This is a genomic window from Halalkalibacter akibai JCM 9157 (assembly GCF_000513135.1).
Lineage (GTDB): Bacteria > Bacillota > Bacilli > Bacillales > Bacillaceae_D > Halalkalibacter > Halalkalibacter akibai.
Map to the genome: position 1 here is coordinate 1 of NZ_BAUV01000023.1, position 13800 is coordinate 13800.

13 protein-coding genes are annotated in these 13800 nt (G+C 37.1%); 8 read left to right on the forward strand and 5 right to left on the reverse strand.

Translation table 11 applies throughout. From position 1 onward, the window contains the following. The first annotated feature begins 306 nt into the window (after positions 1 to 306). Both JCM9157_RS13120 and JCM9157_RS13125 read left to right on the forward strand, forming a co-directional pair. Entirely contained in the window at positions 307 to 1068 is a 762-nt protein-coding gene (locus JCM9157_RS13120) for an alpha/beta fold hydrolase (RefSeq protein ID WP_052013130.1), read from the forward strand. 130 nt (positions 1069 to 1198) lie between these two features. Next, positions 1199 to 3721, forward strand: a complete 2523-nt coding sequence (locus JCM9157_RS13125) for an EAL domain-containing protein (RefSeq protein ID WP_035665310.1) — start codon at positions 1199 to 1201, stop codon at positions 3719 to 3721. A 333-nt stretch (positions 3722 to 4054) separates the two neighbouring features. Here JCM9157_RS13125 and JCM9157_RS13130 read toward each other — a convergent pair whose 3' ends face one another. Beyond that, positions 4055 to 4333 carry a hypothetical protein gene (locus JCM9157_RS13130; protein ID WP_148296869.1) on the reverse strand — a complete coding sequence of 93 codons (279 nt, stop codon included), beginning with the start codon at positions 4331 to 4333 and terminating at the stop codon, positions 4055 to 4057. Continuing rightward, positions 4291 to 5121 carry a hypothetical protein gene (locus JCM9157_RS13135; protein ID WP_035665314.1) on the reverse strand — a complete coding sequence of 277 codons (831 nt, stop codon included), beginning with the start codon at positions 5119 to 5121 and terminating at the stop codon, positions 4291 to 4293. The genes JCM9157_RS13130 and JCM9157_RS13135 overlap by 43 nt, the downstream gene beginning before the upstream one ends. A gap of 320 nt (positions 5122 to 5441) precedes the next feature. Between JCM9157_RS13135 and JCM9157_RS25775 the strand changes: the two genes are divergently transcribed. From JCM9157_RS25775 to JCM9157_RS24430, 6 genes are all read left to right on the forward strand, one after another. After that, positions 5442 to 5561 carry an SDR family oxidoreductase gene (locus JCM9157_RS25775; RefSeq protein ID WP_148296870.1) on the forward strand — a complete coding sequence of 40 codons (120 nt, stop codon included), beginning with the start codon at positions 5442 to 5444 and terminating at the stop codon, positions 5559 to 5561. 5 nt (positions 5562 to 5566) lie between these two features. After that, entirely contained in the window at positions 5567 to 6490 is a 924-nt protein-coding gene (locus JCM9157_RS13140) for an SDR family oxidoreductase (RefSeq protein WP_081734176.1), read from the forward strand. Positions 6491 to 6527: 37 nt separating this feature from the next. Further along, positions 6528 to 7337 carry an alpha/beta fold hydrolase gene (locus tag JCM9157_RS13145; protein WP_035665315.1) on the forward strand — a complete coding sequence of 270 codons (810 nt, stop codon included), beginning with the start codon at positions 6528 to 6530 and terminating at the stop codon, positions 7335 to 7337. Between the two features lie 449 nt (positions 7338 to 7786). Continuing rightward, positions 7787 to 10201 carry a S8 family serine peptidase gene (locus JCM9157_RS13150; protein WP_035665317.1) on the forward strand — a complete coding sequence of 805 codons (2415 nt, stop codon included), beginning with the start codon at positions 7787 to 7789 and terminating at the stop codon, positions 10199 to 10201. Positions 10202 to 10387: 186 nt separating this feature from the next. Further along, positions 10388 to 10588 carry a hypothetical protein gene (locus tag JCM9157_RS13155; RefSeq protein ID WP_035665319.1) on the forward strand — a complete coding sequence of 67 codons (201 nt, stop codon included), beginning with the start codon at positions 10388 to 10390 and terminating at the stop codon, positions 10586 to 10588. Between the two features lie 395 nt (positions 10589 to 10983). Beyond that, positions 10984 to 11277 carry a DUF6199 family natural product biosynthesis protein gene (locus JCM9157_RS24430; RefSeq protein WP_148296871.1) on the forward strand — a complete coding sequence of 98 codons (294 nt, stop codon included), beginning with the start codon at positions 10984 to 10986 and terminating at the stop codon, positions 11275 to 11277. A 107-nt stretch (positions 11278 to 11384) separates the two neighbouring features. Here JCM9157_RS24430 and JCM9157_RS24670 read toward each other — a convergent pair whose 3' ends face one another. The 3 genes from JCM9157_RS24670 to JCM9157_RS13170 all read right to left on the reverse strand — a co-directional run bounded on the left by JCM9157_RS24670 (position 11385) and on the right by JCM9157_RS13170 (position 13536). Then, a complete protein-coding gene (locus JCM9157_RS24670; RefSeq protein WP_156321494.1) occupies positions 11385 to 11540 on the reverse strand; it encodes a hypothetical protein in 156 nt (51 codons plus the stop codon). Positions 11541 to 11726: 186 nt separating this feature from the next. Next, positions 11727 to 12341, reverse strand: coding sequence for a class D sortase, LPxTATN-specific (gene srtD, locus JCM9157_RS13165; RefSeq protein WP_235714997.1), 615 nt, complete (start codon positions 12339 to 12341; stop codon positions 11727 to 11729). Between the two features lie 22 nt (positions 12342 to 12363). Continuing rightward, positions 12364 to 13536 (reverse strand): processed acidic surface protein, encoded by a 1173-nt coding sequence (locus JCM9157_RS13170; RefSeq protein ID WP_035665324.1) that lies wholly within the window; start codon positions 13534 to 13536, stop codon positions 12364 to 12366. Positions 13537 to 13800 lie beyond the last annotated feature (264 nt).

Sequence of the window (13800 nt, forward strand, 5' to 3'; positions counted from 1 at the left end):
TCTGACCCCCATTGCTTTAAAGCTTTAACGTGGTGGGGGTCAGACCCCTCAAAAAGGGGTGCGAAATTTGTCGATTTGTGTTTCTTTTCTTGTGATAAAATGATACGATGCTACTAACTTATGTTGTTTTTTGCTAGAGTAAGCGTTGTGTAAATGGACATTCCAAATATTACGTTTTACTTGATTCTATAAATAGAAATATAATAACGTTGATGATTAGAGCTTTTTTCATATTTTAGGATAGGTTAGAGGTTAGATAGTAATAGGATACAAGCTACTATGAAATTTGAATAAGAGGGTATTGTGATGCAAAAAGAAACGATTATTTTTTTACATGGAATAGTAGGAAATAAGAATGCTTTTCAAAGAGAAATGATCCAATTGAATCATGAATATCACTGTATCGCTTACAATTTCTATAACTCTGCTGAGTTAGGTGAAGCAAACCAGCTTACTTTAGATAGGCTAGTGGAACAGCTTTATTCTATATTTGAAAAAGGTAGAGTGAAAAAAGCTCACTTATGTGCTCTCAGTTTTGGAAGTATAGTATCCATGGCCTTTGCTAGTAAATATCCTAATATGGTTATAAGTATGACGTTTGTCGGGGGCTATTGTTGTGGTGTCCGTTCGCAATTTCAGGCAAACATCGTAAGATTACTAGAAATGAGACAGAAGCTTGAATATAACATGTGGTTAAACCAATGTGCGCGACTGATGAATCCAAATAGAGAACTTCTGAATGAAAACTCAGAAGCTATTTTTGCTAAATATGCCGGAGAACTCGATCCAGACATGTTTGAACAGGTCTTGAGGTTAAACGTTGAGATTGATTCGCCGGCAATTCTTTCGCAAATACAAACTCCTATTTTATGGTTAATGGGAGAGTATGATGATTTGTATAAAGGTACTCTTACTGCTATAGATCAATATAATCTAAATGTTGTATATAAAGAGTTAACCCATGCTGGACATGCAGCGCATTTTCACAATCCTTATCAGTTCATGTCTTATTTTCAATCTTTTTTAACAAAAGTCCAGTCTAAGAATCTAAGCGGTTTAGTCGTTTAAGGGACAAGCTTAATAGATTTTAACGAAGCTGGCCCTCTGCAATGGACAAGTAAGAAAGCGCCATACCTTGCCTGTTGTAGAGGTTTTTTAGATTTATTTTTTAAAAAGTTTAGGGTAAGGAGGTCATATTGTGTCAATTAAAAAGAAACTACCTTTGATATTCACGACATTGGTATTATGTATTTTAATAGCAAATAGCACACTGCACTACATGCGGTCAAAAGAAAAGCTAATAGAGTTTAATGAAAAAGAGATAGAATTGATTATTCAGGAAGTATCTTATCAGGTGGAGAATTCAAGAAATGGGGCGCTCTATGTAGAAGATATTATAGCGAGAGAGTTGAGAACGGCTTCAATCGCCATTAGAAATGCCCTTCCATCTAACTATGAAGATGTTTCGAACGAGCAACTAAGCCAGCTTGCTGAAGAACTGATGATTTCTCATATCACGTTACTAGCGGAGACAGAGGACGACATTATCGGAGTAAAGTCTTCTGATCCGCATGAAATTGACATGTCTACAAAAGAGTGGCTATTTTGGTACGATGCTTTTAAGCAGCTTTTTGCTTTGTCTCCAGTAACAGTCGAGGAGGGATTAGCACTACCAAACTATTGGTCAGGTCCGATGGAGGTTGCTGCTAGTAATCCTGACCATACGGATAAATGGGGTTATTTTCATGATGGATCGACGGATTATATTATAAATCCCTATTTCAGAGACAACCAGGTGCTAGAGTATGAGACGCTGTTTGGACCAACAAATATCATGAACCGATTTACGAATAAACTTGAAGGTGTTCTAGAGCTTTCCGTGTTTAATCCGAAAAACTTTGGTCAAGAAACGGAAATGATCCATCAAAATGGTTATAGCTTTATCCGACTTGCCGATCAACCGGTTTGGTATGGTTCGTATGATTACGTTAACCAAGCACTGGATGCAGAATTGGTTCAAAAAGCTGTAACAACGGGAGAAACACAAAAATATCTGGAAGAAATCAATGGAAAACTTGTTTCGAAAACGCTTGTCCCCATTGATACGGATACAAGTGATCCTTATGTCATTGGTGTAGCATATGATTATAGCTTAATTCAGGATGAGCTTAACAAAGAATTTTGGCAGCACTTCTTTTTAACGATTCCATTTGTTTTACTTGTTTTGTTGACTAGCTTTGTTTTCTCACGTTCAATTACGAAGCCAATCAGTTACATTGATGAAGAGCTAAATAAGATTGCTGAAGGTAAATTTGGAGGAAATGTCATTTTAGACAGAAAAGATGAGTTAGGTCATCTTGCGCAAAATGTAAATGCCTTATCCAAATCTTTACAGAATTATGTTGCTGATCTCGAAGAAAGTCAGGAAGTCATTCAGTTTCAAGCGAATCACGATCCATTGACAGGTTTATATAATAGAAGATTTTTCCAAGAAGAGTTAAGTAAGAAGGTTGATCAAGCAAAGAAAACAGGTGAAACCGTTGCAGTATTGTTTGTGGACATTGATCGTTTTAAAGATGTCAATGACACGCTTGGGCATGCTAAAGGAGATCAACTTATTCAATTAATATCTGAGCGTCTTAAAAATTGTTTAACTGGAAAGAACAGTGTACTGACTAGGCAGGGTGGCGACGAGTTTGTTGTGTTGTTTAGCGACCTGGAAGTTGAGGAAGTAATAGAGATCGCCAATAAGATTACTATGAAGATTAATCAACCGTTTATGCTTGATGAGAATGAAGTAATTGTTGGCGCAAGTTGTGGCATTAGTTTGTGTCCTACCCACACAGAAAATATGGAAAATCTCATGATTTATGCTGATGGAGCTATGTATGCGGCCAAAAAACAAGGCGGCAACCAAGTGGTTATATATAATGAAGAAATAAGCAAAGCAAAAAATAAGAAGCTTCAAATTGAAGCACGTTTACGAAAAGCAATTAAGAATGAAGAAATTGAAGTATATTACCAGCCTAAAATAGATGCCCGTACCGAGGTTCTAACAGGGGTGGAGGCGTTGCTCAGATGGACAGATGAGGAACTAGGTTTTGTACCACCAGATGTGTTTATTGCAATAGCAGAAGAAGCTGGACTTATCCATCCTCTATGGGAAATTGCAATGAAGAAAGCAAGCTCGCAAATAACGAGTTGGAATAAAGATCGGGCTCGACCATTAAGTCTTGCTGTCAATTTCTCAGCAAAACAATTCCAAGACCCTTGTTCTCTTGTGAAGCAGGTAAAGGAAATTTTATCAGAATATCAACTAGCGCCAAATCTGTTTGAAATAGAAATCACAGAAAGCACTCTCCTGTTTAATACGAAAGAAACTACACGAGCTTTAGAAACTTTACAAGAATTCGGTATTTCAATCTCTATTGATGATTTTGGAACCGGCTATTCTTCATTTAGTTACTTGAAAACATTACCGATTAATACGCTGAAAATTGATCGCTCTTTCATCCAAGATATAAAAGAAGATCATAGTAATTCGGAAATTGCAGAAGCGATTATTAACCTTGCACGTAGCCTTAAGCTCCATGTCATAGCAGAAGGGGTAGAAGAAGACTACCAAAAAGAGTTCTTACTAAAGCATGATTGTTATCACATGCAAGGGTATTTGTATAGTAAGCCACTGAGTAAGGAAGAGTTTGAGAGAGTTTGGGTGTAGAGAGGCGGTGGGGTCTGACCCCCACCGCTTTAAAGCTTTAACGTGCTGGGGGTCAGACCCCTCAACAAAGCTGTATTTCAAATATATATTTCCCTGTTAGCAAACCTTACGAGGTTACTTACAGAATATTTTGTTATTGATATGATGAACCTAACAAAACAACGGGAGGTCATATATATGACAAATACAAAGCTTAAAAACCCAGGGATCTTTATGTTATTAGCTCTAACTTTTTCGGTGTTTTTCTCTTAATGCGATGCGATCAATAGTAATGAAAGGAGAGCTGGCTAATGCCAGCTCTCCTTTTTTTGTGGGGGTCAGACCCCCATTGCTTTAAAGCTTTAACGTACTGGGGGTCAGACCCCCACAAAGGTTTTGCGCTTTTTGAATTTGATAAATTTGTTCCTTTAAAAGAGGAAGCTTCAACATAACCTGTCTTTTAATTTGGTCATCTACTGGCAAGTCCTCTATGTCTTCAACAGAGTAATGAAGTGGCTTTTGGACTCTATCTAATAAAATAGCTTGTTCTTCTTTTGAGTATGAGAGAATGAACTCCTGTTGTTCAGAGGTTAAGGAGTGCAAAAGTTCCGTTCTTCTCTTGCTAACTGCCATTCCTTAACCTTTTGCTTTTGCTTCTCTAGCAGTGGTAAATTAAGCAGAATTTGTTTGTTGATGAATTCATCACATTCCGAAAGATCTTCAGGCTGAAAAAAACTCTCTATCACCCCATCCTCGACTAATAAAAGCAACTCTCTTCGGTCTTCCTTCGTCATCTTCATCACAAACTGTTGCTGTTCTATCGACAATCGTTCGAAAAGTGCCGATAATTTCTTTTCCTCCTCATACGTTTGGTTAATCCGCTCAACCAAAGCAATCTGGTTATCCGATAATGGTAGACCCACTTCATACTGATCAATCAAATCCTGTGGAAGAGATAAATGCATATAAGCATGCAACGGAAAAAACAGATTCTTTTTGAACTTTACTAGAATTTCATCTCTTTCAAGATCAATCGCATACATTCCCTTTTTCACATCTTTAATCACGGAAGAAGGAAGGGAGAGATAGTTTTCAAAACAGTTTTCTCCTAAATAACGAATGGCACCTTCTGCTTTTTTCCTGATGACATATTGAAAACGAAGGGTTTGTCCGCAATCACATTTATAAGGCCGCTTTTGATATCCTCCGTCCTTCACATCAACCAAGATCCAGTCCTCAAGTCTCTCTTCTATGTCTTGATCACTCATCTTTTCATCTATGTCAATTCCTTTGAAGTTCGCTAACAGTTGGAGCCAACGACTTTTCTTTTTGATTTTCATCCGATTCGTTAAAAAGGAAACTTGCTCGTCGTTCAGTTGATTAATAACCAATTCTATGTCTTTCTTTGCTAGGAGTACCATTGGTTTGACACCTCCATGGAAGAATTCTATTAAATATATTCATAGATATGTTAGGGCTAAGAGATTTATACCATAATAAGGATCCTTTGTATTTCTTTATAAAAAGCATTCTTGCTATGAGTAGAGAGGATGCTTTTTTCGTTGGATGATAAGTGAACGTTTTGTGTATATTTATAAGTTCATTTTAATTGTTTTTCTACGTTAAAAAGGCTTAGTACCAGTCACCAGTGCTCTTTTTTAACACTCAAAAGTGCAAATTACCTCTTTTCTTATAGTGATATAATGAAGCGGAGCTAGATCCATGAAATGAGGGATAGAGAATGAATGTATTTTTAACAGGTGCTTCAGGATTTTTAGGTAAGAAATTAATTTCGAGGCTTATCAAACAAGGGCACTTCTTATATGTTTTAGTGCGAAATGAAAAGAAGGTTCATGAGTAGAAAAATTGTTAACGCATACAGAAACGAAACAAGTATCTTTTGTTTATGGCGATATCACCAACCCTTCCTTAGTAAGGGAGACGGGCACAATGGTGGATTTAACCAATAAGGTTGATGTCGTTTATCATATGGCAGCATTATTATCATTTGATGAAGACAGGAAGGAAGAGACGTTCCATGTAAATGTGGAAGGGACTCGGCATGTACTTGAATTTTCAAAACAAATTCAAGTGAAAAAATTGATTTATGTGAGTACGGCTTATACTGTGGGCATGGATGTAGTTGGGCATGAGCAACTATATTCAACGAACCGAGATTATGTAAATTATTACGAGCAAAGTAAAGCAGCGGCTGAACAATTAGTATTTTCATATAAAAACGATTTTGAAGTGATGATTATGAGACCTGCTATTATCATCGGTGATTCTAAAACGGGTGAGGCTGACACCAATTTTGCCCTGTACGGACTTCTGAAGGGAGTCAGAATTGTGAAGCGTATGGTTGGTAGCGATAAACCGTTTAGGCTTCTACTAGACGGTGAAACCAATTCCAATCTGGTTCCTGTTGACTACGTCGCTGACGTTCTATCGTGTGCCATTGAACATGGAGCGCATGAGACGATCTATAACATCACAAATAACCATCCTCTTCAAAATAAGGTGATGTTAGAGATTATCAAAAAAGCACTCGATTTTCCCAATTTAGAAATTGCGTCAAAAGACCTTCTGCATACGTTAACGAAGGAAGAGTTGATTCTACATGAACGCTTAAGAGTATTTGAGAATTATCTTTCACGTTCTATTCAGTTTGAAAGTCGAAATACTAGTGATTTATTAAAAGCAGCCAATATAGCGGAATTAGACTTGGACAAAGATCTTCTTGAACATATGATTACTAGCTATTTAAAGCCGAATTTAGTTTTACAATAAAAGGACGATATTCAAATGAGCAGGAAGTGAATATAGATTGCTAGATTATAAAAAAAGTATCATTAGCCCGAATCACGATTGGATCGTGTTTCTACATGGATTTGGTGGGAACCACACTATTTTTTACAAACAGATAGAGCAGTACGAGAAAAACTACAATCTGCTGTTTATTGACTTACCTGGACATGGTACCTCAACGGCTTTGGCCACATTGGACCATACAGTAGAGAAAATTACAAAAGAAATCATTAAGGTAATAGATGAATTAGCGATAGTTGAATTTCATATTGTTGGATTTTCGCTTGGTACGATCTTCGCACAGGAAATGATCGCCGAAGCTCAAGATAGAATTAAATCTGTCGTCTTGGCTGGTGCGGTTATCAAATGGAACTGGTGGTCCAAGCTATTGGTGAAAACCTCGTATCAAGTCCGCTTTCTTGCTCCTTATATGATTTTTTATAAAATCTTTGCGCTGTTAATGATGCCAAGAGAAAATCATAGCAGATCAAGAAATATCTTTATAAAGGAAGCAACGAAATTAGGAAGAGCTGAATTTATGAAATGGGCAAAGCTCGCAATAAAGCCGGAATTAGCTTATCAGAATGCAACTAAGATTTCGAATTCAATTCCCAAGCTCTATGTCTTAGGCAGAGACGATCACATGTTTATTCAATCTGCCGCGCATGCAGCTAGCATAGATTCATATGCTGAGTTGGAAATTATCGAAGAAGCAGGGCATGTTTGCATCATTGAAAAGGCAATAGAATTTAATAGAGTATCTTTAAAATTTCTTAAGCAACACCAGAGTGAATCAAACGATTGGGGCATTAAAAGGGAAATAGGATAGTAAACACTAGTGAAAACCACTCCTTCTGTGAATAGTATTATTCAGTTAGAGAATCAAAACCTTCTAAAAAAGGAAAAATCCTCTCCGTAATTGTTTTCTAAACATATGGAGGGTTTTTTTGATTAAATCTTTTATTTCAATCCTTGCTCGCGTTATTTTTCTTTAAAACCTAAATATTTCCTGGGTGATAATACCTATAAATGTTTGAATATTACGAAAACCGAAAAAACTTTGTAGAAAATAACGCTCAGCTCTAAAAATCCTTTCGATTTCCGTCAGGTTATTCAAACTTTAGTCTCGGAGGGAATTTCCCCTTTACCTTGTATTTGTTATATATAAACATTTTTTACTAGAATTTATCATATTCCCCTTATTACTTTTGGAGGTGAAAAGTTCAGTATAGGGAATCTAGTAGCTTAAAAATAGAATATGAGAGGGTGTATTGTTAGATGCATAGGAAAAAGTCAAAATTACTGATAAGCTTTTTAGCAATCGTTTTATTATTATCTACCTTTAGTATGGGGGCTTTTGCGAACACAAATGGAAGTGCGACCGAGCTTCGTACAGCTGAACTGTTTGGAGAAATCAATCTAGCATCTTCTAGACCGACAACGGTTATCGTAGAACTTGAAGCAGAATCTGTTGTTGAAGCGAAGCAAAAAGGTAAAAAACAGACAAAAGCTAAATTAGCTTCTGAAAGAGGAAAAGTTGTTGCAGATCTTCAAAAGAAAGTAAACAACGCAAGCGTAAACAGAGAGTATGACCATGTTTTTTCTGGATTTTCTGTTGAACTTCCTGCAAACAAAGTAACAGAAATTTTAACAATCCCTGGAGTAAAAGCAGTTTATCCAAATGTGGAGTATACAGTTGATGCTCTAGAAGTAGATGCGGAAACATTTAATCCTAACATGATGGAAAGTGCACCTTTTATCGGGTCTGATTTAGCATGGGATGCTGGATACACAGGTGAAGGTGTGACTGTAGCAATTATTGATACAGGTACAGACTATACACACCCTGATTTAGCGCATGCTTTTGGTGATTATAAAGGGTATGACTTTGTTGATAACAATGAAGACCCACAAGAAACTCCTCCTGGTGACCCACGTGGTGGATCGACTAACCACGGAACTCACGTAGCTGGAACAGTTGCAGCTAATGGACTAATCAAAGGGGTAGCTCCAGATGCTACTTTATTAGCGTACCGTGTACTTGGACCAGGTGGTAGCGGATCAACTGAAAATGTTGTCGCTGGTATTGAGCGTGCGGTTCAAGATGGTGCTGATGTTATGAACTTGTCTTTAGGTAACACACTTAACAACCCTGACTGGGCAACGAGTATTGCATTAGACTGGGCTATGGCTGAAGGCGTTGTGGCTGTTACTTCAAACGGGAACAGTGGTCCAAACAACTGGACAGTTGGTTCACCTGGTACTTCTCGTGAAGCAATTTCTGTAGGGGCAACACGTTTACCTTATAATGTGTTCAGTTCTAAAATTGCTACAACAGAAGGTGTTGCATATCCTTCTGCGAAAGTAATGGGCTTCCCAAGTGAAGAAGAATTACTTGAGTTAAACAATGGTGAGTATGAATTTGTTTATGTTGGTTTAGGTGCAGCTAGTGATTTTGAAGGAAAAGACCTTGAAGGAAAAATTGCGTTAATCAGCCGTGGTGAATTTGCTTTTGTTGATAAAGCAACGAATGCTAAAAATGCTGGTGCTGTTGGTGCGATTATTTTCAATAACGTTGCTGGGGAGCATGCTGACGTTCCTGGTATGGCGGTTCCAACAATTAAAACAACTCTTGAAGATGGACAAAAGCTTCTTGCTGAAATAGAAGCTGGTAACAATACGGTTTCATTTGATATTGAGTTTGCTTATGAAGTAGGCGAAACAGTAGCTGACTTCTCTTCTCGTGGTCCGGTTCTTGAAACATGGATGATTAAACCTGATGTTTCAGCTCCTGGTGTGAATATTACTAGTACGATTCCAACACACGATCCTAATAATCCATATGGATACGGGGCGTTCCAAGGAACAAGTATGGCTGCACCGCACGTAGCAGGTGCTGCAGCGCTAGTTCTACAAGCAAACCCTTACTGGGGAGTAGACAATGTCAAAGCAGCCTTGATGAATACAGCGGAAGAAATGATTAATCCTACAACCGGTAAAGCATATGCACATAATACACAAGGTGCGGGCAGTATCCGTTTACCTGACGCTCTTGATGCTAAAACACTTGTAACACCAGGAAGTCACTCTTTCGGTAAATTTGTAAAGGATACTGGTAGACAAGTAGAAAAGCAACACTTCACAATCAAAAATCTATCAAGTGAAAGAAAACGTTATAGCTTTGATGTTGAATTTGCAGGCAACCCAGCAGGGATCAAAGTGATGACTAGTAACAATCTAAATGTACAAGCTGGTAAATCGCAGCAAGTAAACTTCAATGTTCAGGTGGATACAGCGAAGTTAGAGCCTGGTTACTATGAAGGTACGATTACGGTGAGCGAGGGTGAAACTAAGATTGAAGTTCCAACGATTTTGTTTGTTGGGGAGCCGGATTACCCGCGTGTAACTAGTGCGTTCTTAGAGAAAGATGGAGATTCGTATGTGGTAGGTTCTTATTTACCAGGTGGGGCTGAAGTGCTTGAGTATGATCTTTATCAATTTGTGAATGGAGGATTTGGACCAGAGATCGGAACAATCGGTTCATTCGCTAACGTACCTGCTCCAATTCATGAATTCAACTGGGGTGGTTCGGTTAATGGCAATGAACTACCAAATGGTCAATATGTGTTGGCTGTTTATGTTGAGCAAGGCGGTGTCTCTGAGTATCGTGCTTATCTTGTAGAGAAGGAATAAGGGATTGTAAAAATACTCCAAGCGGTAAGATTGCTTGGAGTATTTTTTTTGAAATTAAAAGAGTCGGAACAGTTTTGAGTGTTTGATAGTTTTTTAGAGTGTTTTGAAATGAAATGAATTACAATATATGGTAAGGTAAAAGCGCGTATTATCGTTAAATCGAACAATGTTTCGGAGGTGTTTTAAATGAAAAATAATCACTTAATAAAAGCTATTTTACTCACATTCCTTATCTTAATAATTACTATGTTTAAAGTGGACGTCCCGATCCTACATAAACTTCTTTCCTTAATCATAGCCGGGATTGCTTCATTTAAAAGTATCTATTTCCTATCTGTTCTTACATCAAATGCTTATAAAAAGTTTGAAAATGAGATGACTAAGTAACTCACTTGACCGAGCCACGAGGGCTTCGGTTTCTTTGCATTCATGAAGGATTATAGCTTTTAAAATAGCATTGTTTTAACAGCATACCCCTGATTTTATGACTCAACATATTTTGGCGGACACCAGGTTCCTTATTGGCGAAAAATACCCGCTTTACAAAGGCTTGGAGGACACAGAGGACCTTATTACCCGGATAGGACTGTCATTTTGCTTGTAATTAGCCAAATAGAGGCCATTCAGTCCACTTACCTCGTAAAATGAATTTAATTAACTTAAATAAGGAACCTGGTGTCCTCACTACTACGAGCTAAGGTGGCGAGTTACTAAACGAAAAATTCGAAACCCCCAAATACCTAAATTCGTAGATAAAACAAAAGGAGGGGAACGACATCGACATGTTAACTATTATCTTTACGCTTCCACTCTTTGGTGTGCTTATTTGGAGTTACTTTTACCCTGAAGAAAGTATGTTATGGGGACAGAGATGGATGTATAAACAAGAACCGGAGTTTTCGGACATAGCGATTGCCTTTACTCAATTTGGATCGGGGTTAATGTTTTGCTTGTTAACACTTATTTTTGGCGCTTCTTTGTTTGATCATTTTCTTATTAGACTTTTGTTATGCATTGGGTTGATTGTGTATATTATTTACGGGATTCGGAAATTAGATAAAATTATGATGAAGTAGACAACGGCGAAAAGGAAAGAGATAGTTCCGAAATGTAAACCGATAAACTATAAGGAACATTTCAAAAAATATGTGTGACATGATTAATGTAGAATTATTACGAAGGATTAAATTAGATAGACAGCAGCACCAACCCAATGAAACGAAGTAGAAAACGGGTTATTTTGTAAATGGATGATTGATTTAAGTAATTTTTCACTGATAGAGTCATTTTCATCAATTAGACGAATGAGTGCATAGATTTTACAAAATAATAAGGCCATTTCTGTCACATCCCTTACCAATTTTTTTTAGTATTTGACCATTTTGCAATTTTATCCGGTTTTATCAAAAAAAATTTGAAATATTTGTTAAAGGCTTGGTTATTGAAGGAGGAGTAAAGGATTTAAAAATACACGACTTTTATACAAACAAAAAAACCTTTCATAAATATGAAAGGTTTTAACTGTTTAACTCTCCTTACTTTCTCTTAACTCCGCCACAAGAATATACCGTTCTGGTGCAGAGCCTATAAAGTCAAAAGGATAACACGTTGAAACGGTTAAGGTAGCACGAGGCTTCGGAACGATTACAGTTCGATCGTCTTCATCGACGATTCTAACTTTTCTTACCTTATAAGTGAATTCACCTGCACCAGTCGTTACGATGAGAAGATCGTTTTCTCCGACTTCTCCTAGCTTACGAAAAACGGTGTCACGGTGACCGGATAAAACGGAGTTATCATTTTCACCAGGAAGAACACTGCCGGCAAAGTGGCCAACACCTTTTTCAAGTTCATCCTCATCTGTACCGTGGTAAATCGGGAGTCGGGCTTCAAGTTTTGGTATATAAAGTTCACCCATTAATTCACCTTTTACTGGCTCAAGAGGATAGATTGTTAAAGGCTTTTCTTCTATTTCAACTTGGGGATTCTCTTGCTCTTCCTCAATCATGGTTTCTACAACTGCTGGTTCAGCCGTTTTATATAAATAATAACCTTTGAAAAATTTAAACGTATTTGTTGTTGAAAACCAGAGTCCGAAGATGATCATGGCGCTAAAGGGAAGAAGAATGAGAAACCTCATTCTTCTTTTAAACCGTCTCTGTTTATCCATGGTTCACTTTGAAACGGCGATAGAAAAAGAAACCAACAGCAGCTATCGCAACACCTGTTGCCGCATTTGTTAAGTAGTTAGAAGCTGTTTTAGGAAGTTTTGCTCCTTTAACGGTTTTCTTAACTGGCTTAGTTTTATCTTTTACTTTATCTTTGTCTTTGCTTTTGTCGACGATTGTATTTTCAATCGTTTTTAAATCTTTTCCTGTCTCGTTAATTATCTCTGAGTCAAATAAATCTGCTGTGAAAAGCAAGTCAGCTAGAAACTCACCTTTTTTGTTGTAAAGTTCAATTAAGAGACCATAGCCGTCTGTGCTATCCATCATCATAAGATTTTGTAGTGATATTGGCTTTTTCTCTTGATCTTTAACTAAAAAGAACTTGACATCTAATTCAAATAAGTCGAGTAATTGTGTAAAGATATCAAGAAGTTCAGCAATTTGTTCAGGGGTAACATCAGCAGGATCTTCGAAGTCCTCGAAAACGATCATTCGCTCTGATAGCTCTTCTAGTTTCTCTAAGAAAGCTGGATTCGTGTAATCAAGGGAATCAAAATGATTAAAAAGTCTCTCAAGTTCTACATCTGTTAAGCCAATTAAGCTAAATAATTCGCTAATATCAGCGAATTCAAGATCTGACCCATATAAATAAAGGTCAATTGCCCATTCAAGGTCTTCAATATATTCGTAGTTTTCAAGAGAATCATCATGCTCTTCTAATAACGCGATCAGCTCTTCAAGCGTAAGTTCATATTGGTCTAAAAGAGTTTTTAAACTTTCGTCAGTAATCGGTGTAAGGTTATAAAAATAAACATCAAATTTTAAATCATAATAAAATTTATAGGCATCAAAGATAGATTGTCCAACTTCTAACTCGCCATTTTCAATCAATAAAGCAGTGAGTTCTTCTAACGTTATCTCTTGCCACTCTAATAACTCTTGCAGTAATTCTTCTGTTAAAACGGGACCAAGAAGCTCTTCAATCTCCTCAACACTAGAAAAATCAGAAATAGCTAGCTCAAGAAAATCTAAATGCTCTGCTAATTGTTCTTCTGTCCATCCCAGCTCTGCTAGATATCTTTCTAAGTCTGGTGGTGCCGCTAAACTGAAAGACGGAGTAACGATTAATCCAATAACCAAAACAAACGACAAGAAAAAGCCTTTCACACAACATTCCTCCTGAAAATAAAATAATGAAATCTAGAATATTATAATCTCAAATTTATGGAAAAGATAGACAAATTTATTGAATTTAATGGAAGTTAAATATAAAGCTTAAAAAGATTTTTAATTTAAAAATACGGAAGCTTCCAAAGAGGGTGTTTGGAGGGACGCAGAGGCCCCTATTGCTTCAAATAGGCACTATAGCCAAAAGTATATGCTGAGTGTAGCTGAAAAAACGCTGAGTAGGTAATTCTCTGCCCTTTCCTA